The following is a 21,705-nucleotide window of genomic DNA, read 5'->3' as shown; positions in this document are numbered from 1 at the left end:
AGGGCTGCCCCCTATGACCACCTCGCCGACCCGGCCCCTCCCCGACGTACGCCTGCGCGTACCCACCCACGAGGACGCCCACGCCTGGCACGGAGTCTTCGACGACCCGGACGTGATGGAGTTCCTCGGCGGCCCCGCCGAACTGTCCTCGTACGTCGAATTCACCGCACGGCAGCGGATGCACGACGCCCAACTCGGCCACTGCCTGTGGACGCTGCTGGACGCGGACGGCGAGGTCATCGGCTTCACCGGGGCGCAGCCGTGGCCGGCGGAGAAGGCGTGGGGGCCGGTCGGCGAGATCGAGATCGGCTGGCGGCTGGGGCGCTCCGCGTGGGGGCGGGGGTACGCGTACGCGGCCGCGCTGGCCTCGCTGGAGCGGGTGCGGGAGGCGGGGGTGCCGCGGGTGGTCGCGATGATCGACGATGCGAACGCGCGGTCGATCGCGGTCGCGGAGCGGTTGGGGATGACGCTTGCGGAGCGGTTCCTGTTGCCGAGCGGTACGCGGTACGGGCGGCGCTACGAGTTGGTGTTCGACGCCGGGTGAGGGCGTTGGCGTTTCCGTCCCGACGGTGAGGGGTTCCGGGGCGGGTGGTGTCCGGGTGTGCCGCTGCGCGGGACCGTTCCCCGACCCGCCCTTTCTCCGTTTCCCGGGCTCCGCCCGGACCCGAGGGCCCGGGGGCTCCGCCCCCGATCCCCTTCCGGGGCTCCGCCCCGTACCCCGCGCCTCAAACGCCGGCGGGGCTGGATTTCACCGGGGCACGCCGCTCCGTGCGAGGGACGGGTCAAAAAACGGACAGGCCCGTCAGTGTCGTGAAGCGGTCCAGGGCGGCCACGCCCGCCACCGAGTTGCCCTGGGCGTCGAGGCCCGGGCTCCAGACCGCGAGGGTGCACAGGCCCGGGACGACCGCGACGATGCCGCCTCCGACGCCGCTCTTGCCCGGCAGCCCGACCCGGTAGGCGAACTCGCCCGCCGCGTCGTAGGTCCCGCACGTCAGCATCACCGCGTTGATCTGCTTCGCCTCGCTGCGCGTCAGCAGCCGGGAGCCGTCCGCGCGCAGCCCGTGCCGGGCCAGGAAGCGGCCGGCGAGGGCTAGGTCGGCGCAGCTCATCTCGATGGAGCACTGCCAGAAGTAGTGCTCCAGCAGCGCCGGTACCGGGTTGTCGATGTTCCCGTACGAGGCCATGAAGTGGGCGACGGCCGCGTTCCGGTCGCCGTGTGCCTGCTCGGACGCCGCCACCTCCGCGTCGAAGCCCAGGCCCGGGTTGCCGCTCTCCTGGCGCAGGAACTCCAACAGTTCGCTGCTCGCGTCGCCGGTCAGGCTCTGCAGCCGGTCGGTGACGACGAGCGCGCCCGCGTTGATGAACGGGTTGCGCGGGATGCCGCTCTCGTACTCCAGTTGGACGAGGGAGTTGAACGGGTTGCCGGACGGCTCGCGCCCCACCCGCTCCCACAACGTGTCGCCGCCCTCGGCCAGCGCCAGGGCCAGCGAGAACACCTTGGTGATCGACTGGGTGGAGAACGGCGTCCGCCAGTCGCCGACCCCGAAGACGTTGCCGTCGAGGTCGGCGAGCGCCATGCCGAAGCTGCGGGGTTCCACCGTCGCGAGCGCCGGAATGTACTCGGCGGGGGTGCCGCTGCCGACGAGCGGGGCGACGTCCGCGGCGACCTGCTCCAGCAGCGCCGCGTAGTCGAAGGGGCCGGTCTCCACCACCGCCTGCTACGCCTTGGTGCCGCGGTGCAGCGTGACGACGCCGCCCGTCAGGTTGCGCCAGGCGACCTTGCCCCAGCCTGCCTTCTGCAGCAGCGCGGCCAGCGCCGGCTGGTCCGGCCACTCGCGGACCGACTCGGCGAGGTACACGTACGCGTCCGGGTTGGAGGACACGACGCGGGCCACCGGCGGCAGCGCGCGCATCAGGTACTCCATGTAGACGGTGCGGAACGGCGCCCACGTCGGATGCGAGAACTCGCAGATCACGACCTGGCCGCCGGGCTTCGTCACCCGGTACAGCTCGCGCAGCGCGGCGTCCGTGTCCTGGACGTTGCGCAGCCCGAAGGAGATCGTCACGGAGTCGAAGACGCCGTCCTTGAACGGCAGCTTCGTCGCGTCGCCCGCGGTCAGCGGCAGCCAGGAGTGCTTCTTCTTGCCCTCGCGGAGCATGCCGAGGGAGAAGTCGCAGGGGACGACGTACGCACCGGTCGCGGCGAAGGGCAGCGAGGACGTGGCGGTTCCGGCGGCCAGGTCGAGGACCTTCTGCCCGGGACGGGCGGCGACCGCCTTCGCGACCTCCCTGCGCCAGAGCCGGTCCAGGCCGAGGGAGATGACGTCGTTGGTGAGGTCGTAGTTCGCCGCCACACCGTCGAACATGGAGGCGACTTCGTGCGGCTGCTTGTCCAGGGAAGCCCTTGTCACTGGCGTTGGCCCCTCGCTGTGCGGATCGACAGATACGCAGCCATCCTCTCAGGCCGCCCGCCGCGCCCCGGCCCGCGCCCCCGACCCGGCCCGGGACTGGCCCCGAGGACAGTTGTGGTGCGGCGTGCGGGTGGGTTGACTGGGCGCGGGCTCCCACGGCGCCGACGGCCCGGTAGGGCAGGGGCACACTGGGTGCCCTCACCTAGCAAAGGGCTCACGCATGCCGGCAGGCCGCTCGACCGGTCGTCCCCGAAGTGGTTCGCGCGCGCTGCGCCGGGCCGAACGACGCAGACGGCTGCGCCGTACGATCCTGGGCGCGACGGCGCTGATCGCGCTCACCGTGACCGCGTACACCATGGCCCCCGCCAACCCGGAGGTCGCCACGGTCGCCGACGGACGGGGAGCCGGGCCCGCCCCGACCGCCCCGGCGGACGCCGGCGCCCCCACGACCGCCTCACCCGCGCCCCGGCAGAGCCGGCGTGCCCCGGCGGAGCCGTCCAAGGGCCGCACCGCGCCCCCTTCCGCACCGGCCTCCCCGAAGGCGTCGGCCTCCACGAGCCCGCCCGCGCCCACCGCGGGCCCGGGGGTGTTCACGGCCTCCACCGTGGCCGGTCAGGCCCAGGGCCAGGGGCCCGCGCGGAGCTGGCGGGTCGAGGTCGAGCAGGGCAGCGGCATCGACGCGAACGCCGCCGCCCGCGCAGTCGAGGCGGTCCTCGGGGACCGGCGCGGCTGGATCCGGGACCCGGCGTACGGTTTCCGGCTGGCCGGGCCCGGGCAGCCGGTGGACTTCACCGTGAAGATCGCCACGCCGTCGACCACCGACCGGCTGTGCGAGGTCGTCACGCCCGAGCTGGTCGGCGAGACCAACTGCCGGGCCGGGCACACCGTCGTGGTCAACCTCAAGCGCTGGCAGGAGGGTTCCCCGCAGTTCAGCGGGACCGTGGAGGAGTACCGGGCACTGATCGTGAACCACGAGGTGGGCCACGAACTCGGTCGGGAACACGAGACCTGCCCCGGGGTCGGGCAGCAGGCTCCCGCGATGATGCAGCAGATCAAGGGGCTGCTCGGCTGTACGTCCAACGCGTGGCCGTTCGACGCCGCGGGAACCTACCTGTCCGGTCCGCGCGTCCCCTGACACAGGAGTGTCCGGGGTGAGGAGCGGGAACCGTGCGCGTCGTCAGCTTCAGCGTCCCCGCCTGGTTCCCGTCGTACGGGGCCGGGCCGCCCCGGGTGCGGCTGACGGACCAGGAGTCGGCGGTGTTCCTGCTCCTGGCGACGGGCGCCTCGAACACGGAACTCGCCGCCGAACTCCAACTGTCGGTCAGCACCGTCAAGTTCCACGTGGGCAACATACGGGCCAAGCTCGGCGGCGTCAGCCGCCTCCAGGCCTGCCTGCTGGCCGCCCTCGCCCGCGACGGCCGACGGCTCCAGGAGCCCCCGCGGCCGGGCGACGTCCCGACCGCCGACCCCACCCCGCTCAGCGACGCCGGTGCAGCAGACGACCCCCGATGACGGTGGCCACGCAGGTGCCCGCGCCGAGTGCCTGGAGGTCCTCCGGGGACGGCACGGCGAACACCGCGAACCGGGCCGGGGCGCCGACCGCCAGGACCCCGTGGAAGGCGTCCTCGGCGCTCTCCCGCCCGGCGAACGGATCCAGCGCCGGCCGCCCCTCGTAGGGGACGGGCGGCAGCACGGCGAGACCCGAGCGGACCACCGCGGTGCGCACCGATCCGACGGTGAACCGCCCGGCGACCGCCACCACTCCGCGCGCGAGCAGCTTCTGCGTGCCGCGGCGGGCGCTGTTGCCCCAGCGGGCCTCGGTCATCCTCAGCGCGTCGAGGGCGTCCCGTCCGGTGATCGGATCCGCGCCGAGCTCGGTGATCTCGTACGGGTCGTCCGGGTAGTACGTCCGCTCCAGCAACTCGTCCGCGCCGCGCGCCAGCAGTCCCGGCGTCAGCACGCCGGGCCAGCGGCGCACCCGGGCGTGCGGAGCGTCCGCGGCGAGCTCCGCGAACGGGCCCGCGCGGACGATCCGGTCGCCGTCGACGAGGACGGCGCCGCCCTCCAGCGGCGTCGACCCCGCACCGGTGACGAGGAGTTCGGCGGTGTGCAGCGTCAGCATCGGGCGTCGGTCCCCGCCGTCAGTTCGAGGAGATGAGCTTCAGCTCGGGGTGCGCGGTGCCGCCCTCGATGGCGATCGAGGAGATGTGCGAGGCGACGCGGTCGTCGACGGGGTCGTTCGCCGGGTCGTCGTGCACGAGGAGGTGCTCGTACGTCGTCGCGCGCTGCGCCGGGGTGCGGCCCGCCTTGCGGATCAGGTCGATGATCTCCTGGCGGTTCGAGCGGTGCTTGGCACCGGCCGAGGAGACGACGTTCTCCTCCAGCATGATCGAGCCGAGGTCGTCGGCGCCGTAGTGCAGGGAGAGCTGGCCCGCCTCTTTGCCGACGGTGAGCCAGGAACCCTGGATGTGGGCGACGTTGTCGAGGAACAGCCGCGCGATGGCGATCATGCGCAGGTACTCGAAGACCGTCGCCTGGGTGCGGCCCTTGAGGTGGTTGTTCTCGGGCTGGTAGGTGTACGGGATGAACGCGCGGAAGCCGCCCGTGCGGTCCTGCGTGTCCCGGATCATCGCGATGTGCTCGATGCGCTCGGCGTTGGTCTCGCCGGTGCCCATCAGCATCGTGGAGGTGGACTCCACGCCCAGCCGGTGGGCGATCTCCATGATCTCCAGCCAGCGCTCGCCGGACTCCTTCAGCGGGGCGATCGCCTTGCGGGGGCGGGCGGGCAACAGTTCCGCGCCGGCTCCCGCGAAGGAGTCCAGGCCGGCGGCGTGGATCCGCTGGATGGCCTCCTCCGCCGAGACGCCCGAGATGCGGGCCATGTGCTCGACCTCGGACGCGCCGAGGGAGTGGATGACCAGCTGCGGGAATTCCTTCTTGATGGCCCCGAAGTGGTGCTCGTAGTACTCGACGCCGTAGTCCGGGTGGTGGCCGCCCTGGAACATGATCTGGGTGCCGCCGAGCTCCACGGTCTCCGCGCAGCGGCGCAGGATGTCGTCGAGGTCCCGGGACCAGCCCTTCTTCTTGTCCTTGGGCGCCGCGTAGAAGGCGCAGAACTTGCACGCCGTGACGCACACGTTGGTGTAGTTGATGTTGCGCTCGATGATGTACGTCGCGATGTGCTCCGTACCGGCGTAGCGCAGCCGGCGTGCGGCGTCGGCGGCCTGGCCGAGCGCGTGCAACGGGGCGTGCCGGTAGAGGTCGAGGGCCTCTTCCCGAGTGATCCGGCCCCCTGCGGCGGCACGGTCGAGGACAGACTGGAGAGCGGCCTGGTCGGTCACCGGTGCGTCACCTTTCGGCGGTGTGTCAAGGGTCCGGACCGATCCAGCGTACGCCAGGGCCGGTGCGCGGTTTTCAGGGGCCGGGGCCGACACCGGCACCCGCCGGTCAGGGGCCGCGCGTGAGGTCGCCCTCCGGGTTCCCGGCGGCCCGGTCGCCCGACGTGTAGTGCAGGGTTCCGTTCGCGTTGAGGGCGAACCGTTCGTCGGCGGAGCCGTTGGAGCAGATGCCGGGGGCCGGGTTCGGGCCGCCCGAGGTGTCCAGGACGAGCGAACGGTCGGTGGCCGACGTCAGTTTCCAGTCGCCGCCGCAGTCGGTGCCGAGGAGTTCGACGACCGACTTGTCGCGGGCGACGACGTCGCCGACCTTGCCGCCCTTGATGGTGATCTCGAACTCGCTCGGGACGCCCATGCGGGCGGTCGTGACCGTCCCCTTCCAGGTCCCGATCAGTTCCTTCGGGACGTCGCCCCGCGTCCCCTTCGGCGCGGCCGAGCCGCCCCCGGACGGACCGGCCGAGGGCGTGGTGGCCGGCGAGGACGCCCCCGGGGCCGTGTCCGCCGGCGCGGACTCCGAGGGGCGGGGGCCGCTGCTCGCGGAGTCCCGGCCCTCGCCGCCGCCCGGGAACAGCCCCATCCCGTACAGCCCGCCGGACACCGCCGCCAGGACGGCCGCCGCCGCGACGACGACGGTGCAGCTGAAGCGCCGCCCGGCCGCGGTCACCGTGACCCGGCGCCCGTCGGAAGCCGCCCTCGGTCCGGGCACGCCACCACCGGCGCCGGTCCCGCCGCCGCCCGCCGTCCCCGTCGGGGCGGCGTGCGGTGTGCCGCCCGCGCCGAAGGACCCGTACGGGCCCGCCTGGGCGGAGTACGGAGAACCCCCCGTGGCCCCGGGGCCGGGGAGCCCGCCGCCGTAGGAGGGGTCCGGCGCCCCGAAGCCGACGGCCGGCCCGGAGGAGGCCGACGTCCACGGCACCGGCCCGGAACCGGCCTCCTGCCCGGGGTTCCCGGGCCCGGCGGCCCCGGCATGGTCGGCGTCCAGGTCCAGCAGGGCGACGGCCGCCCGGCTCGCCTCCTCCACCAGCGGGGCCGGCAGCCACCCCGGGGCGCCCAACGCGCCGCCCAGGGCCACCACCAGGTCCTCGGGCGCGGGCCGCTCGGACGCCGCCTTGGCCAGGCAGGACTCGATCAGCGTGCGCAGCTCCCCGGCCGGGATCCCGTCGAGCTCCGGCGGCTCGTGCACCACCTTGTAGAGGAGCGTGGCCGAGTTGTCGCCGCTGAAAGGCGGCCGGCCGGTCGCCGCGAAGGCCAGGACCGCGCCCAGCGAGAACACGTCCGCCGCCGCCGTGATGCCCTTTCCGAGGATCTGCTCGGGCGACATGTAGCCCGGCGAGCCGACGGACACCCCGGTCGAGGTCAGCGAGGCCGTGCCGTCCGTGGCCCGCGCGATCCCGAAGTCGATCAGCCGGGGCCCGTCGAGGGTCAGCATCACGTTCGACGGCTTGACGTCCCGGTGGACGAGGCCCAGCGCGTGCACCGCGACCAGGGCCCGCGCCAGCCCCGCGCCGACGGCCCGCACCGCGGACCCCGGCAGCGGCCCGTGCCCCGCCACGGCCCGGTCCAGGGAAGGGCCCGCCACATAACCCGTCGCCACCCACGGCACGGCCGCCTCCGGGTCGGCGTCCAGCACCGGCGCCGTCCACTCCCCGCCGACCCGGCGCGCGGCCTCCACCTCACGGCGGAACCGGGCCCGGAACTCCTCGTCCGAGGCGAAGTGCGGGTGCACGATCTTCACCGCCACGGTCCGGCCGCCCGCGCTGCGCCCCAGGTAGACGCGGCCCATGCCGCCCGCACCGAGCCGGCCGAGCAGCCGGTACGCCCCGATCGTCCGCGGTTCACCGGCTTCGAGCGGCTGCATCGCTTCCCCGTCCCCCGCGCTGTGTGATGTCACCTGAACACCACAGCACCTTAGGGCTTCGGCCTCACCCGCGGTGGGCCGCCGGCGAGGCCGCTCCCGAACCCCCGGCAAATGCATGCATTCCGCTTCGCCCGTCCGTTTGCGGTACACGAGGGCGAATGGGGAACGAATTCCCGGGAAACCGCGCATTCACTTTCCGCAAGCGGAACCGCCCCGGGGATAACCCGCCCGACCTTACGGAGCGGCCACCTTCAGGAGCTCCACGGCGACGTCCGAGGAGTACCCGGTCGTGGGCCCCGTACGGCGCGCGAATTCGCGCACGCCGGCCAGTTGTTCCGGGCCGAAACGGAAGTCGAGCGTGGTGAAGTAACGCTCCAGCAGCTCGGCGTCGAAGGCCTCCCAGCGGGCGGCCTGCTTGGCGACCTTGGCCACCTCCGCCAGGGAGACGTCCCGGGAGGCGAGGAAGGCCCGGTGGACCTTGGAGACGACGTCGGGCTCGCGGGCCAGGTAGTCCTTGCGGGCGGCCCAGACGGCGAAGACGAACGGCAGTCCGGTCCAGTCCTTCCACATCTGCCCGAGGTCGTGGACGGCCAGCCCCAGCCGGGGCGCGTCGTGCAGGGAAGCGCGCAGCGCGGCGTCGCCGATCAGCACGGCCGCTTCGGCCTCCTGCATCATCACGCCCAGGTCAGGGGGGCAGGAGTAGTAGTCGGGCCGGACTCCGTACTGCTCGGCGAGGAGCAGTTGGGCGAGGCGGACGGAGGTTCGGGAGGTCGATCCGAGAGCGACCCGGGCGCCGTCGAGCCGCTCCAGCGGGACCTGGGAAACGATCACGCAGGACATGACGGGGCCGTCGCAGCCGACCGCGAGGTCGGGGAACGCGACCAGCTCGTCCGCGTTGCGGAGGTACTCGACGAGGGTGATGGGCGCGATGTCGAGCTCGCCCCGCACGAGGCGCTCGCTGAGTTTCTCGGGGGTGTCCTTGGTCAGCTCCAGGTCCAGCAGCGTGCCGGTTCGGGCCAGTCCCCAGTAGAGGGGCAGGCAGTTCAGGAACTGGATGTGGCCGACGCGGGGCCGGCTGCGGTAGACGTCCACATCGCGAGACTAGCGCCCGGCTCTCCGTCAGCGATCGCGCGGGTCTCAAACGTCCGGGTGACGTGATCTTTCCCTCTGGTCTCCGCCGCAGGGTGCGTGCTAGGCTCGACGCAAGTTGCAGTTTGGTTTCCCTTGCAGTACGAGGCCTGCGGAGAATGTGACCCGCAGGCTTTTGTAGTTTTCAGACTTCTTAGCAGGTTCTGGAGCAGGGCGACCCTTTGGCCCATAGGAGGGCTCATGGCTACCGGAACCGTGAAGTGGTTCAACGCTGAAAAGGGCTTCGGCTTCATCGCCCAGGACGGCGGCGGCCCGGATGTCTTCGTCCACTACTCCGCGATCAACGCCTCTGGCTTCCGCTCCCTGGAGGAGAACCAGCAGGTGACCTTCGACGTCACGCAGGGTCCGAAGGGCCCGCAGGCGGAGAACGTTATCCCGGCCTAGTCGCCTGGCCGACCGGATCGCGGTTGGATTAAGCAGTACCCAAGGAGCCCTGCCTCCTCCGTGCGAGCGGAGGTGGCGGGGCTCCTGCCTTTCCCCCTGTCGGGCGGAGGAAAGGGGAAAGGCCGCCGGCCGGTCACCGTGGGAACGGTGACCGGCCGGCGGCCTTCTGTACGTTCGGGCAGCGCCCCGGATCAGGTCCTGGGGGCCGTTCCGGAGGTGACCGGGGCGGGGTTGGTGCCCGTCGCCGGCGGGACCTCCGGCGTGGGCGTGGTCTCCGCCTTGGCGGCGACCACGATCTCCAGGATCAGGAACGTCTTCTCGGGCGTGATCAGGCGCAGGTGGTAGGTGCCCGGGGCCACGTCCGTGGTGAGCAGTTCCGGCAGGACGGTCTTGCCGTCGGCGCCGGTCTTCGGCAGCTCCAGCGCGAACAGCTTCTTGCCGGCCTCGCCCGCGAAGTACGGACCCTTCGCCTTCGTCGGGTCGACGGGCACCCAGGCGCCCGCTTCCTTCTCGACCAGGGCCGCGGTGAGCTGCGTACCGGCAACGGGCTCGTCCCCGACGGTGGCGAGGAACTGCACGCCCTTCACCGCGGTGCCGGTCACGACCCGGACCGGGGCCGTGCCGTCGACGCGGGTCAGCACGAGCGGCTTGGCGGTGACCTTGCCGTCCAGGGCCAGGGTGAGCTGGGTCTTGGAGTCGTAGGCCGTCACGCGCAGGGTGAAGGTGCCCGCCTTCGGGCCCGCCTTGAGCTTCGGGGCGGTGGCGATGCCCTGGTCGTCCGTACGGACCACCACGCTGGACCCGTTCAGCGGGGAGAAGCGGGTGCCGCCGGTGGTGTCCGCCTCGACGGCGATGACGACGGCCTGGCCGACGGCCGGCTTGCCGTCGGCGAGCAGCGCCTTGAAGCGGGCGCCCTCGCCGAAGACGCTTCCGGTCTCGGCCTCCAGCTTTACGTCGCCCGCCTTCTCCAACTTGGCGAGCGCGGCCGGGGTCGGCTTGGTCGGCTCGGTGGGCTTGGTCGGCGTGGTCGGCGTCGTCGGCGTCGTCGGAGTGGTGGGCTTCGTCGGCGTCGTGGGTGTCGTCGGGGTCGTGGGCGTCGTCGGCGTGACGGGCGTCGTCGGGAACGACGGCCGCGGGGTGGGCAGCGTGCCCGTCGTCGGCAGGGTCGGGAAGTTCCCGGCGGGCGGGTTCGGGACCCCGGCGGCGCCGTTCTGGTACTGCCGCATGTAGCCGAGGACGTTGTTCACGTACTCGCGGGAGTTGTTGTAGCTGAGGATCGCCTTGTCGAGCTTGGCCGGGTCCGACAGGTCCCGGTCGCCGGCGCACAGGTAGAGGCCCGCGCCCAGCGCCGCGTCGTAGATGTTGTTCGCGTCGCGCTTGCCGTCGGCGTTGCCGTCGGCCTTCCAGTCCTTCCAGGTGGACGGGATGAACTGCATCGGGCCGAAGGCGCGGTCGTACTCGGTGTCCGCGTCCCACTCGCCCTTGTCGGTGTCCCTGATCGACGCGAAGCCGTTGCCGTCGAGCCGGGGGCCGCGGATCGGCTTCTCCGTGGACCCGTCGGACTGGAGCCCGTAGCCGGAGGCGTGCACGGATTCGATGCGGCCGATGCCCGCGAGCAGTTCCCAGGGCAGCTTGCAGTTGGGCAGGGCGGCGCCCACCGACACCGCGGCGCGCTGGTAGGCGTCGAGGGCGGTCGCGGGTATGCCGCCGGCTCCCTCGGGGGCGTTCGCCCCGGGCGGCGGCGTCGGGTCGGCGAGGGCGGGCGGCAGGTCGAGCCGCGCGTCGCCACGATCGGTGGCCTGCGGGCTGTCCGGCGTCGGTTCGGACTCCCCCGCGCCTGCGGTCGACGGGTTGGTCACGACCGCGGCGGTGGTCAGGCTGGCCGCGAGGGCGGCCGTGCACAGGACCTTGCGCGAGGTGTTGACTACATGACGGTGAAGCGGCTTCACAGTGCGGCGATCCCCCCAAGACGGCCAGCTTTGGTTTGCGGCCGGTCGAGCCGTGATTCTTCTGTCTATCAGGTATTCCGACGCGACTCGCCGTCACCCCGGGAGATATGACGCACCATTCGTCTCGGCTTCACCGTCCTGTGGCCCAGGACGTCCAGGGCGGGGGGCCCTGGAGCGCCCGGCGGGTCAGGATCGGCGCACCATCTCTGCCGGTAACGCCCCAATGCCCCGATCCGCTACGGCCGGCGCCCCTTTGACCCGCTTGCCGCGCCGCGGAGCCGGCCGGTACGCGCCGCGCTCCCGAACCCCCGGCGACCCCTTCGGCGCACCTTCCCATCCGCGCCCCCGCGCCCCACCCTGACGGCCCGTCAGATCGAGCCGTCAGGGAGCGCGCCATGCTGCTGCGAGGGAAGACCGTCATCGTCTCCGGCGTCGGGGCCGGGCTCGGCCATCAAGTGGCCGCCGCCGTCGTGCGCGACGGCGGGAACGCCGTCCTCGGAGCGCGGACCGAGGCGAACCTGGCCAAGTCCGCCGCCGAGATCGACCCCAACGGACGGCACACGGCCCTCCTCCCCACCGACATCACCGACGAGACGCAGTGCGAGGCGCTCGTCGCGCTGGCCCGGGAGCGCTTCGGGGGCGTCGACGCCGTGGTGCACGTCGCCGCCTGGGACTCGTACTTCGGGGGCCTGACGGACGCCGACTTCGGCACCTGGCAACAGATCCTCGACGTGAACCTCCTGGGCACCCTGCGGATGACCCGGGCCTGCCTGCCCGCGCTGAAGGAGAACGGCGGCTCCGTCGTCATCATCGGCACCCAGTCCGCCGTCGCCGCCCCCAACGAGGTGCAGCAGGCCGCCTACGCCGCGTCCAAGGGCGCGCTGACCTCCGCGATGTACTCGATGGCCCGCGAGCTCGGCCCGCACCGGATCCGCGTCAACACCGTGCTGCCGGGGTGGATGTGGGGCCCGCCCGTCCAGGCGTTCGTCACGTTCACCGCCCACACCGAAGGGGTTCCCGAGGCCGAGGTCCACGCCCGACTCACCGAACGGATGGCCCTGCCCGACCTCGCCACCGACGGGGACGTCGCCGACGCCGCCGCGTTCCTCGCCTCCGACCGGGCACGGGCGATAACCGGCCAGTCGCTGCTGGTCAACGCCGGTGAACTGATGCGATGACGACCTTCGTGCATCTACCACCGGATCGTATGCTCGCCCCATGACCACTCCGAGTGACGCTCCGACCGACAACGCGATGCGGCGCGCGCTGCGGCGGGCCCGCGACGGCGTCGCGCTGGACGCGACCGAGGCAGCCGTACTCCTGCGGGCGCGCGGCGAGGCCCTCAAGGACCTCGCCGCCTCCGCGGCACGGGTCCGGGACGCCGGGCTCGCCGCCGCCGGCCGGCCCGGCGTCATCACGTACTCGCGCAAGGTCTTCATCCCCCTCACCCGCCTCTGCCGCGACAAGTGCCACTACTGCACCTTCGTCACCGTGCCCGGCAAGCTCCGCCGCGCCGGCCACGGCATGTACCTGTCGCCCGACGAGGTCCTCGCCATCGCCCGCGAAGGCGCGGCGATGGGCTGCAAGGAAGCCCTGTTCACCCTCGGCGACCGACCCGAGGACCGCTGGCCCGAGGCCCGCGAATGGCTCGACGCGCACGGCTACGACGACACCCTCGCCTACGTACGGGCCATGGCGATCCGGGTCCTGGAGGAGACGGGGCTGCTCCCCCACCTCAACCCCGGCGTCATGACCTGGTCCGAACTCCAGCGCCTCAAGCCCGTCGCCCCGTCGATGGGCATGATGCTGGAGACCACCGCCGGCCGCCTGTGGTCCGAGCCCGGCGGCCCGCACCACGGCTCCCCCGACAAGGACCCCGCCGTACGCCTGCGGGTCCTGGAGGACGCCGGCCGCTCCAACGTCCCCTTCACCACCGGTGTCCTCATCGGCATCGGGGAGACATACGAGGAGCGCGCCGAGGCCTTCTTCGAGCTGCGCCGGATCCAGCGCAGCTACCAGGGCCTCCAGGAGGTCATCGTCCAGAACTTCCGCGCCAAGCCGGACACCGCGATGCGCGGCATGCCCGACGCGGAACTGGAGGAGCTGGCCGCCGCCATCGCCGTCGCCCGGCACATCCTCGGCCCCGGCGCCCGCATCCAGGCCCCGCCGAACCTGGTCGACGCCGAGTACGCGCTGCTCATCGGCGCGGGCATCGACGACTGGGGCGGGGTGTCCCCCCTGACCCCCGACCACGTGAACCCGGAGCGGCCCTGGCCCCACATCGAGGAGCTGGCCGCGCGCACGGCGGCCGCCGGCTTCGAGCTGCGCGAACGCCTCACCATCTACCCGGAGTTCCTGCGACGCGGCGAGCCCTGGCTGGACCCCCGGCTGCTGCCGCACGTCCGCGCCCTGGCCGACCCGGAGACGGGCATGGCGAACGAGTCCGCGACGGTCGAGGGCCGCCCCTGGCAGGAGCCCGACGAGGGCTTCGCCGCGTACGGCCGCACCGACCTGCACACCACCATCGACACCGAGGGCCGCACCGGCGACCGCCGCGAGGACTTCGACCACGTCTACGGCGACTGGGACGCGCTGCGCGAGGCCGCCGCCCCCGGCATGGTGCCCGAGCGCATCGACACCGACGTACGGGCCGCGCTCGCGCAGGCCGCCGACGACCCCACCGCGCTGACCGACGCGCAGGCCCTGGCCCTGCTGCACGCGGACGGCCCCGCCCTGGACGCCCTGTGCCGGATCGCGGACGACCTGCGCAAGTCGGTGGTGGGCGAGGAGGTCACGTACGTCGTCACCCGGAACATCAACTTCACCAACGTCTGTTACACCGGCTGCCGTTTCTGCGCCTTCGCGCAGCGCCGCACGGACGCCGACGCCTACACCCTGTCCCTGGACCAGGTCGCCGACCGGGCCGCCCAGGCGTGGGACGTGGGCGCGGTCGAGGTGTGCATGCAGGGCGGCATCCACCCGGACCTGCCCGGTACCGCCTACTTCGACATCGCGCGGGCCGTGAAGGAGCGCGTCCCCGGCATGCACGTGCACGCCTTCTCCCCGATGGAGGTCGAGAACGGCGCCACCCGCACGGGCATGTCCGTACGGGACTGGCTGACGGCGGCCAAGGAGGCCGGTCTGGACTCCATCCCGGGCACGGCGGCGGAGATCCTCGACGACGAGGTCCGTTGGGTCCTCACCAAGGGCAAGCTGCCGACCGCCGACTGGATCGACGTCATCTCCACGGCGCACGAGCTCGGCATCCGCTCCTCCTCCACGATGATGTACGGCCACGTCGACCAGCCCCGGCACTGGCTCGGCCACTTCCGGACGCTGACGCGGATCCAGCAGGCGGCCCTCGCCAAGGGCGTGGAGGGCTTCACCGAGTTCGTGACACTGCCCTTCATCCACACCAACGCGCCCGTCTACCTGGCGGGCATCGCCCGGCCCGGCCCCACGGTCCGCGACAACCGGGCGGTCACCGCGATGGCCCGGCTGCTGCTCCACCCGCACATCACCAACATCCAGACCAGTTGGGTGAAACTGGGCGCGGACGGCGCGGCCGAGATGCTCCGGTCCGGAGCCAACGACCTGGGCGGGACCCTGATGGAGGAGACCATCTCCCGGATGGCCGGATCCGGTTACGGCTCGTACAAGTCGGTCCGGGACCTGATCGCGGTCGCGGAGGCGGCCGGCCGGCCGGCGAAGGCCCGTACGACCCTCTACGGCGAGGTGCCGCAGGAGCGGCAGGACGCGGCCCGCGCCTCGGACGGCCACCTGCCGGAGCTGCTCCCGGTCCTGGACTGACCGGGCTTGCGCGCGCGGGAGCCCGGCCGGGCCGGCCGGGCTCCCGCTCACCTCCCGCCGGGCCGGGTCGGGTCGGGTCAGCCGACGAGGAGGTCCTCGCGGAGTTCACGGAGCTCGCGGGAGTCGACGCCGAGGCCGTCCTTCAGGTAGCGGTCGAAGGTGCCGTACTCGGCCTTGACCTCGTCGTAGCCCGCGTTCAGGTACTCGGGGCGGACGTCGAGGAGCGGCTTGTAGACGGCGGCCTGCTGGGGCGGCAGGTGGGAGAGGATCGCGTCGTTGGCGGCCTTGCGGTAGTCGTTGCTGGCCAGGTAGTCGGCCTCGACGGTGGCGCGGGGGACGCCGAGGGCGGTCAGCAGCGCGGCGTTCGCCCAGCCCGTACGGTCCTTGCCGGCGGTGCAGTGGAAGAGGACGGAGCGGCCGCGGTCGTTCTGGATGCCCTGGAAGACCCGGGTGTAGGCCTTCTTTCCGCCCTCGCCGGAGACCATGTTCTTCTCGGCGTCGATCATGGCCTTGACGGCCTCGTCGGGGGTCTTGGGCAGGGACTGGAAGGAGCCGGAGCCGGCGAAGACGTCCGCGACGACGTACTTGGCGCCCGCCGGGACCTTGTCGGCGTCCTTGGTGCGCTCGTCCTCCATGCGCAGGTCGAAGATGGTCTTCACGCGCAGTCGCTGCAGCTTGGCGAGGTCGTTCGCGGTGAGCTTGTTGAGTGCGTCGGATCGGTAGATCTCGCCCATCCTGACCCACTGGCCGTTGGTGGTGCGGTAGCCGCCCGCGTCACGGAAGTTGGCGGTGCCCTCCAGCGCGATCAGACGGTCGGCGAGGCGCAGGCCCTCGCCGCGCTCCGGCTCGAAGTCGAACCACTGACGGTCCGCGGCGGGCAGGCCCTTGACCACGGCCCGGCCCTGGGCGCCGCCCTTGGCGACGACCTTGCCGTTCGCTCTGATCGCGACGCGCTTGGTGCCCTTGGCGTTCCACTTCAGCGTGAAGGAGCCGTCGCCGGAGGCCGTGACGGTGGCCTCGGTGAAGGGGATGTCGGAACGGGCGCCGTGGTGGCCGTTGTGCCGGGGGAGGTCCCAGCCGGAGGCCGAGGCGGAGGGGATCACGACCAGGGAGGCGGTGAGCGCGGAGGCGACGACGGTCGCGGCGAGGAGTGCCTTCTTCATGCCCCGAGGCTGTGGGCCGCGGCAGAACACCGCGTGAACGAGGCGTGGCCGGAAACAGCCACCGGGAAGGCGACTGGCAAAACGTGCCACATGATGGGATGGCGGCTGGAACTGTTCGCATTCCGGCCGTTCTCCGGTCACTTAAGGGCGAGCTGACGGACTCCTTCCGGAATCGACCGAACCTGTCCACTACAGTCACGCCGAACCCTGGGGGGAAACAGCAATGGACACAGCCATGTCAAGAGCTGCGGCACCGGCGCCCGCGGGGGCGGCGCCGGAATCCGCGACGACCGGCACGATCGGAAGTACCGGCACGACCGGCACGACCGGGACGACCGGGACGACCGGGACGACCGACATCGCGACGAAGACCGCAACGGACGCACCCGACGCACCGACGGGAACCGCACCGACCACCGCACCCGCACCGACCGGCACCCCGCCGACCCGCACCGCACCGCCGGCCACCGCGGGCCCGGGTCCGGCCACGTCCGCCGGGGTGGCCACCGCCCTGTGGGGCCGCACCGAACAACAGGACTTCCGCAGCCGGGTACGCGGCACCCTCCTCGGCACCGCGATCGGCGACGCCCTCGGCGCACCCGTCGCCGGCCTCTCCCTGAGCGGCATCCGCGAGACCCACGGCCTGGCCGGCCTGACCGAACCCGCCCCCGCCCACGGCCGCCGCGGCACCGTCACCGCCTCCACGCAGCTCACCCTGTTCACCGTCGACGGCCTGATACGGGCCCACGTACGCCGCGACACCGGCGGCTGGCACCCGCCGACCGACGTCCACCGCGCCTACCTGCGCTGGGCCGCCACCCAACACGACTGGGGCCCCGACGAACGCCGCAAGGACAACGGCTGGCTCGCCGGCGAGGAATGGCTCTACGCCCGCCGCGGCCCCGACCGCGCCTGCCTGACCGGCTTCGCCGACGACATCCTCGGCACCCTGGAACAGCCGAAGAACCCCACCGCACGCGACGCCGCCGCCACCGTCCGCTCGGCCCCCTTCGGCCTGCTCGTCGGCTGGGAACCCGCCCTCGTCCTCCAACTCGCCGTCGAGTGCGCCACCCAGAGCCACGGCCACCCCACCGCGTACCTCTCCGCCGGCTCCCTCGCCGTCATCGTCCACGGCCTGACCCGCGGCGAAACCCTCGACGCCGCCGTCCGGCGCGCCCTCGGCCTGCTCGGCACCCGCCCCGGCCACCAGCCGGTGACCGACGCCCTCCAACGGGCCGTCGCCGCCGTCACCCTCCAGGCACCGAGCCCCAGGGCCGTCGAATCCCTCTCCCCCGGCGACGGCCGCGACGCCGAGGACGCCCTCGCCGTCGCCGTGTACTGCGCCCTCGTCGCCGAGGACGTCCCGCACGGGCTGCGCCTCGCGGTCAACCACGGCGGCGACTCCACCGCCACCGGCGCCCTCTGCGGAGCCCTGCTCGGCGCCCTCCACGGCGAAACGGCCCTGCCGCCCGCCTGGCTGGCCGACCTGGAGGGCCGCGCCACGATCCTGGAACTCGCCGACGACTTCGCCCTCGAAATGACCCAGGGCCCGGCCCTCCACGGCCCCTCCGCCTCCGCCCCCGGCTGGCTGGCCCGCTACCCGCGCGCCTGACGACAGGTCCTAGGGGCGGGGGGCATCCCTCGTGTAGGTGAGGCGTTCCACCTGACCGGACCGGAAATCGTCCTGGACCGCCTTGCCGTTGACGACGAGGTCGACGGCTCCCGCGTCACCCAATACGAGGTCGATCGAATCGCCGTCCGTGAAGGTCCGGCTCTCGCCCGCGCCCATGGTCCCGTCGAAGAGCAGGCGCCCGCCGTGGTCCTTCACGGAGATCCAGCTCGACTCACGGGTACTGATCAGGACCACGACCCCCTGGGACGTCGCGCCGGAGGCCGGGGTGTCCGCACCGGCCGACGGCGACCGGGAGGCGGACACGGAGGGGGACGGCGACGGGGACGCCCCTCCCTTGTCACCCCGGCCGTCGCGCCACGCGGCCAGGGCGAACGGCACGATGATCACGGCCCCCAGGATGACGAACGTGAGCACCGTGACCAGGGGCGAAAAGCGCCAGGGACCCTCCCTCTCCGCCGGCGGCTCCGACTCCCCCGGGGCCACCCGCGTGGCCGCGGGGCCGGGGGCCGACTCGGTGGGAACCGACTCGGGGGGAACCGTCGGGGCGGGAACCGGCTCGGTGGGGGCCGACGCCGTGGGAACCGGCTCGGGGGGAACCGTCGGGGCGGGAGTCGACGCGGCACGGGCCCGCCGGGTAGGACCCGACGGGCCGGACGCCCGCCCGTCAGGAGTCCGCGGGACCAACCCCGGGCCCGGCGCGAACAGGTCCAACAGCTCCTCCGGCGTCGGCCGCCCCGCCGGGTCCTTCGCGAGGCAGGCGGTGACCACCGCCCGCAGCCCCTCCGGCACCGCGGACACGTCCGCCCGCTCGTGCACCGACCGGTACATCAGCCCGAGCGGCGTACCCTCCCCGAAGGCACTGCCCCCGGCCGCCGCGACCAGTACGGCGCCCAGCGCGAACACGTCGGCCGCGCCGCTCACCTCCAGCCCCTGCGCCTGCTCGGGGGCCAGGAAGCCGGGCGTGCCGAACGCCGTGCCCGTGGAGGTCAGCCGGGTCGATTCAACGGCCCGGGCAATGCCGAAGTCGAGGACCCGGGGCCCGTCCCCGGCCATGATGATGTTGCCCGGCTTAAGGTCCCGGTGGACCAGCCCGCAGGCGTGCACGGCCTGCAACGCCTCCGCCAGCGCGGCCCCCAGCGCCCTCAGCCGGGCCCCGTCCATCGGACCCTGCTCCGCCAACAGCCCCGACAGGGTGGGCCCGGGTACGTACGCCGTCGCCAGCCAGGGCACGTCCGCGTCCGGATCGGCGTCCACGACCGGGGCCGTGTGGAAACCGCCGACCTTGCGGGCCGCCTCGACCTCCGCGCGGAACCGCTCCCGAAAGTGCGGATCGGAGGCCAGCTCCGGCCGCACCACCTTGACCGCGACGGCCCGGCCGCCCCGCGACCGGGCCAGATACACCGTCCCCATGCCGCCCGCGCCCAGCTCCCGCTCGACGGCGTACGCGCCGATCCGCTCCGGCGGATCAGTCGTCCCGTACCCCACTGCGCACGCCCCCTCCGCGATACCGCCGCCAGTATGACCGAGCCTGCCCCGGCCCCGCCCCGCTCCACCGCCGCTACGCGGTCCGTGGCCGGATCCACAACGCCCGTGCGTACGCGTACGGTTCACCGTCCGGCGCGACCAGGGCGGTACCCACCTCGCACTTGCGCCCCTCCACCCCGAGCAGCCAGGCGTACGAGACCAGCCCCTCCCCCGCCACGGGCACGGGCACGGGCCGCAGCAGCCGCGCCGTCAGGGAGGCCGTGACGGCGCCGGCCGGGCCGCCCGCGAGCAACCGGCCCGCCGCGTTGCCGGGACAGTCCAGCGCTCCCCACACCAGCTCGGCCGGCAACGCCCCGTCCGGCCCGGCGAGTTCGACTCCGGGCGTCCAGGCGGCGGCGACGAGGTCCCGGCCGGGCACCCGCCCGCAGTGCAGGCGCAGCCCCGTCGCCGGGGTCCGGCCGAGACCGCAGCCGAAACAGTCGACCTGCCCGTCCGGCGGATCCGCCCGGTAGGTGTCGGCGGCCTTCACGGCCTCCGCCCAGGAGGGCGGCGCGGGCAGCTCCCCGAGCGGTGCCGCGACCGTCACGGCGGCGGCGAGCAGCCCCCCGTCCCCGTCCAGCAGGGACACCCCCTCGGGACCCGGCTCCGGCCGGACCGGCGTCCGCGTCGCGACGGGCCGCCGGAAATCCACCCGTACCGCCTCCCCCTCGGCCGGGGCCGCCATCCGCGCGGCCAGCAGCCCCGCCACGTAGCCGCCGAAGGCCACCCCCGGGTAGCCGTGCAACGCCTCCGGCACCGTGATCGTCTCCGTGCCCCTCACGCCATCCACCTCTCCACGCCGTCGTGTGACCCTGCCGGCCTCGCCCGCAAGGCCTTACCGTGTCCCTCCCACGTCTCGGAGGTGCACGCGCCCATGCGGATCGCCACGACCATCTTCCTCACCGACCTGACCATCTCCCCCACCCGGCTGGCCCGTTCCCTCGAAGAGCGCGGCTTCTCCGGCCTGTACCTCCCCGAGCACACCCACATCCCCGTCAGCCGCGCCACGCCCGCCCCCATGGGCGGCGACCTGCCCGAGCAGTACGGGCGCACCCTCGACCCGTTCGTCGCCCTCGGCCAGGCCGCCGCGGTCACCGAACGGCTCCACCTCGGCACCGGCATCACCCTCGTCGCCCAGCACGACCCCATCGGTCTCGCCAAGCAGGTCGCCACCCTCGACCACCTCAGCAACGGCCGCGTCACCCTCGGAATCGGCTACGGCTGGAACGTCGAGGAGGCCGCCGACCACGGAGTCGACTGGCCCACCCGCCGCGAACGCGTCCGCGACAACATGGCCCTGATGCGCGCCCTGTGGGCTCCACGACCCACCGCCCACGAGGGCCCGTACGGCTCCGTGCAGGCGAGCTCCGCCCACCCCAAGCCGGTACAGGCTCCCCGCGAACTGGCCGCCGGACAGCCCCTGTACGGGCCGCGGACCCTGATCGGTGGGTCCGCGGGACCGAAGCTGTTCTCGGCGATCGTCGACCACTCGGACGGTTGGCTCCCCATCGGCGGCCGCGGCCTGACCGAGTCCCTACCGGTCCTGCGACAGGCCTGGGAGGCGGCGGGCCGCGACCCCAAGACCCTCCAGGTGGTCCCGTACGCGGTCCAGCCCAGCCCCGGCAAACTGGGCCACTACGCCGAGCTGGGCATCGAGGAGGTCGTCCTCCAACTCCCCTCGGCCCGCGAGGCGGAGATCCTCCGCACCCTGGACGACTTCGCCCAGTACCTGTGACACGCCGCCCGGCGCGGGGTTCCGACCGTCACCCGAACGGCTGGTAGTTTGGCGCGTTCCGCCGATCAACTCGCCTTACCTGGGGGACTTCCCGTGCTCAACCACCTGCGCCTCTCCATCGCCGCCACCACCGCCGCCGTGGCCGTCCTCACCCTGACCGGCTGCGGCAGCGAGAACACCCCGACCGCCGACAAGCCCGCCGGGGGCGCCTCGTCGACCCCCGCGCCCGGCAGCCCGGCGCCGGCCGGCGACGCCAAGGGCGGCAGCCTGGAGGGCGGCTGGATCGCCATGGCCACGCCGGGCAAGGGCGTCATCCTGACCGTCAAGGGGCAGATCGCGTTCGTCGTCGAGGCCGCCACCGGTCTCACCTGCGAGGGCACCACCAACGGCAAGACCATCGACCTGAAGTGCCCGGCCGGCGCCCAGCGGGCGAAGGGCAAGGTCGACTCCGTCGACGCCACCACCCTGAAGGTCACCTGGGAGGGCGCCGCCGGCACCGACACCTTCCAGAAGAGCGAGCCGGGCAAGCTCCCCTCCCTCCCCGCCCTCCCGAAGTAACCGCGCCGCCCCACACCGGGCAGGACCCACCGGGTCCACGACACACCGGGTCCACGACACACCGACCGGGGGCGTAACGGCCCGCCCGCCACGCCGTGCGGACAGGCCGGGGGCCCACCCCCCACCAGGGGGTGGG

Annotated in this window: 19 protein-coding genes; 9 read left to right on the top strand and 10 right to left on the bottom strand. The window is 73.2% G+C overall.

The window, feature by feature from the left end; genetic code table 11:
- Window positions 1-13: 13 nt before the first annotated feature.
- Window positions 14-544 (top strand): GNAT family N-acetyltransferase, encoded by a 531-nt coding sequence (locus NOD94_RS08300; protein ID WP_281205101.1) that lies wholly within the window; start codon window positions 14-16, stop codon window positions 542-544.
- A gap of 238 nt (window positions 545-782) precedes the next feature.
- Here NOD94_RS08300 and NOD94_RS08295 read toward each other — a convergent pair whose 3' ends face one another.
- Window positions 783-1,712, bottom strand: a complete 930-nt coding sequence (locus tag NOD94_RS08295; protein WP_281205100.1) for a glutaminase — start codon at window positions 1,710-1,712, stop codon at window positions 783-785.
- A 6-nt stretch (window positions 1,713-1,718) separates the two neighbouring features.
- The gene (locus NOD94_RS08290; RefSeq protein WP_281205099.1) at window positions 1,719-2,411 is read right to left on the bottom strand and encodes a demethylmenaquinone methyltransferase; all 693 of its coding nucleotides are present in this window, start codon (window positions 2,409-2,411) and stop codon (window positions 1,719-1,721) included.
- Between the two features lie 220 nt (window positions 2,412-2,631).
- On the opposite strand from NOD94_RS08290, the gene NOD94_RS08285 reads away from it, so the two are divergent.
- Window positions 2,632-3,546: a DUF3152 domain-containing protein gene (locus NOD94_RS08285; RefSeq protein WP_281205098.1), complete on the top strand. Its 915-nt coding sequence runs from the start codon at window positions 2,632-2,634 to the stop codon at window positions 3,544-3,546.
- A 32-nt stretch (window positions 3,547-3,578) separates the two neighbouring features.
- Entirely contained in the window at window positions 3,579-3,923 is a 345-nt protein-coding gene (locus NOD94_RS08280; protein WP_281205097.1) for a helix-turn-helix transcriptional regulator, read from the top strand.
- On the opposite strand, the gene NOD94_RS08275 is transcribed toward NOD94_RS08280, so the two are convergent.
- The 4 genes from NOD94_RS08275 to NOD94_RS08260 form a co-directional block, all read right to left on the bottom strand.
- Window positions 3,889-4,533: a hypothetical protein gene (locus tag NOD94_RS08275; protein ID WP_281205096.1), complete on the bottom strand. Its 645-nt coding sequence runs from the start codon at window positions 4,531-4,533 to the stop codon at window positions 3,889-3,891. The genes NOD94_RS08280 and NOD94_RS08275 overlap by 35 nt on opposite strands.
- Window positions 4,534-4,552: 19 nt before the next feature.
- Window positions 4,553-5,752, bottom strand: coding sequence for a cyclic dehypoxanthinyl futalosine synthase (gene mqnC, locus NOD94_RS08270; RefSeq protein WP_281205095.1), 1,200 nt, complete (start codon window positions 5,750-5,752; stop codon window positions 4,553-4,555).
- A gap of 106 nt (window positions 5,753-5,858) precedes the next feature.
- Window positions 5,859-7,664, bottom strand: a complete 1,806-nt coding sequence (locus tag NOD94_RS08265; protein ID WP_281205142.1) for a serine/threonine-protein kinase — start codon at window positions 7,662-7,664, stop codon at window positions 5,859-5,861.
- 234 nt (window positions 7,665-7,898) lie between these two features.
- Window positions 7,899-8,756 carry a menaquinone biosynthesis protein gene (locus tag NOD94_RS08260; RefSeq protein ID WP_281205094.1) on the bottom strand — a complete coding sequence of 286 codons (858 nt, stop codon included), beginning with the start codon at window positions 8,754-8,756 and terminating at the stop codon, window positions 7,899-7,901.
- Between the two features lie 237 nt (window positions 8,757-8,993).
- Here NOD94_RS08260 and NOD94_RS08255 point away from each other — a divergent pair, with 237 nt between their 5' ends.
- The gene (locus NOD94_RS08255; RefSeq protein ID WP_015610594.1) at window positions 8,994-9,197 is read left to right on the top strand and encodes a cold-shock protein; all 204 of its coding nucleotides are present in this window, start codon (window positions 8,994-8,996) and stop codon (window positions 9,195-9,197) included.
- A gap of 191 nt (window positions 9,198-9,388) precedes the next feature.
- On the opposite strand, the gene NOD94_RS08250 is transcribed toward NOD94_RS08255, so the two are convergent.
- The gene (locus NOD94_RS08250) at window positions 9,389-11,146 is read right to left on the bottom strand and encodes a lytic transglycosylase domain-containing protein (RefSeq protein ID WP_281205093.1); all 1,758 of its coding nucleotides are present in this window, start codon (window positions 11,144-11,146) and stop codon (window positions 9,389-9,391) included.
- 395 nt (window positions 11,147-11,541) lie between these two features.
- Between NOD94_RS08250 and NOD94_RS08245 the strand changes: the two genes are divergently transcribed.
- Both NOD94_RS08245 and NOD94_RS08240 read left to right on the top strand, forming a co-directional pair.
- Window positions 11,542-12,324, top strand: coding sequence for an SDR family oxidoreductase (locus tag NOD94_RS08245; protein ID WP_281205092.1), 783 nt, complete (start codon window positions 11,542-11,544; stop codon window positions 12,322-12,324).
- Window positions 12,325-12,364: 40 nt separating this feature from the next.
- Complete coding sequence (locus tag NOD94_RS08240) at window positions 12,365-14,956, top strand: bifunctional FO biosynthesis protein CofGH (RefSeq protein ID WP_281205091.1); 2,592 nt, start codon at window positions 12,365-12,367, stop codon at window positions 14,954-14,956.
- A 77-nt stretch (window positions 14,957-15,033) separates the two neighbouring features.
- Here NOD94_RS08240 and NOD94_RS08235 read toward each other — a convergent pair whose 3' ends face one another.
- Window positions 15,034-16,119, bottom strand: coding sequence for a tyrosine-protein phosphatase (locus NOD94_RS08235; RefSeq protein WP_281205090.1), 1,086 nt, complete (start codon window positions 16,117-16,119; stop codon window positions 15,034-15,036).
- A gap of 499 nt (window positions 16,120-16,618) precedes the next feature.
- On the opposite strand from NOD94_RS08235, the gene NOD94_RS08230 reads away from it, so the two are divergent.
- On the top strand, window positions 16,619-17,731 hold the full coding sequence (locus NOD94_RS08230) for an ADP-ribosylglycohydrolase family protein (RefSeq protein ID WP_281205141.1): 1,113 nt from the start codon (window positions 16,619-16,621) through the stop codon (window positions 17,729-17,731).
- Window positions 17,732-17,740: 9 nt separating this feature from the next.
- On the opposite strand, the gene NOD94_RS08225 is transcribed toward NOD94_RS08230, so the two are convergent.
- Both NOD94_RS08225 and NOD94_RS08220 read right to left on the bottom strand, forming a co-directional pair.
- The gene (locus NOD94_RS08225; protein ID WP_281205089.1) at window positions 17,741-19,237 is read right to left on the bottom strand and encodes a RodZ domain-containing protein; all 1,497 of its coding nucleotides are present in this window, start codon (window positions 19,235-19,237) and stop codon (window positions 17,741-17,743) included.
- A 73-nt stretch (window positions 19,238-19,310) separates the two neighbouring features.
- On the bottom strand, window positions 19,311-20,057 hold the full coding sequence (locus NOD94_RS08220; RefSeq protein WP_281205088.1) for a hotdog fold domain-containing protein: 747 nt from the start codon (window positions 20,055-20,057) through the stop codon (window positions 19,311-19,313).
- Between the two features lie 93 nt (window positions 20,058-20,150).
- Here NOD94_RS08220 and NOD94_RS08215 point away from each other — a divergent pair, with 93 nt between their 5' ends.
- Window positions 20,151-21,011: a TIGR03619 family F420-dependent LLM class oxidoreductase gene (locus NOD94_RS08215; RefSeq protein ID WP_281205087.1), complete on the top strand. Its 861-nt coding sequence runs from the start codon at window positions 20,151-20,153 to the stop codon at window positions 21,009-21,011.
- 93 nt (window positions 21,012-21,104) lie between these two features.
- The gene (locus NOD94_RS08210) at window positions 21,105-21,569 is read left to right on the top strand and encodes a hypothetical protein (RefSeq protein WP_281205086.1); all 465 of its coding nucleotides are present in this window, start codon (window positions 21,105-21,107) and stop codon (window positions 21,567-21,569) included.
- The last annotated feature ends 136 nt before the right edge of the window (window positions 21,570-21,705 follow it).

Source organism: Streptomyces sp. Isolate_45, from assembly GCF_024721315.2.
Taxonomy (GTDB): domain Bacteria; phylum Actinomycetota; class Actinomycetes; order Streptomycetales; family Streptomycetaceae; genus Streptomyces.
This window is presented reverse-complemented; position numbering and strand designations above follow the sequence as displayed.

Excerpts from the sequence above, each read along its gene's own strand:
- NOD94_RS08215 (WP_281205087.1), top strand. The coding sequence starts at position 20,151 with ATGCGGATCGCCACGACCATCTTCCTCACCGACCTGACCATCTCCCCC.
- NOD94_RS08265 (WP_281205142.1), bottom strand. The coding sequence starts at position 7,664 with ATGCAGCCGCTCGAAGCCGGTGAACCGCGGACGATCGGGGCGTACCGG.
- NOD94_RS08245 (WP_281205092.1), top strand. The coding sequence starts at position 11,542 with ATGCTGCTGCGAGGGAAGACCGTCATCGTCTCCGGCGTCGGGGCCGGG.
- NOD94_RS08275 (WP_281205096.1), bottom strand. The coding sequence starts at position 4,533 with ATGCTGACGCTGCACACCGCCGAACTCCTCGTCACCGGTGCGGGGTCG.
- NOD94_RS08255 (WP_015610594.1), top strand. The coding sequence starts at position 8,994 with ATGGCTACCGGAACCGTGAAGTGGTTCAACGCTGAAAAGGGCTTCGGC.
- NOD94_RS08240 (WP_281205091.1), top strand. The coding sequence starts at position 12,365 with ATGACCACTCCGAGTGACGCTCCGACCGACAACGCGATGCGGCGCGCG.
- NOD94_RS08300 (WP_281205101.1), top strand. The coding sequence starts at position 14 with ATGACCACCTCGCCGACCCGGCCCCTCCCCGACGTACGCCTGCGCGTA.
- NOD94_RS08235 (WP_281205090.1), bottom strand. The coding sequence starts at position 16,119 with ATGAAGAAGGCACTCCTCGCCGCGACCGTCGTCGCCTCCGCGCTCACC.
- NOD94_RS08285 (WP_281205098.1), top strand. The coding sequence starts at position 2,632 with ATGCCGGCAGGCCGCTCGACCGGTCGTCCCCGAAGTGGTTCGCGCGCG.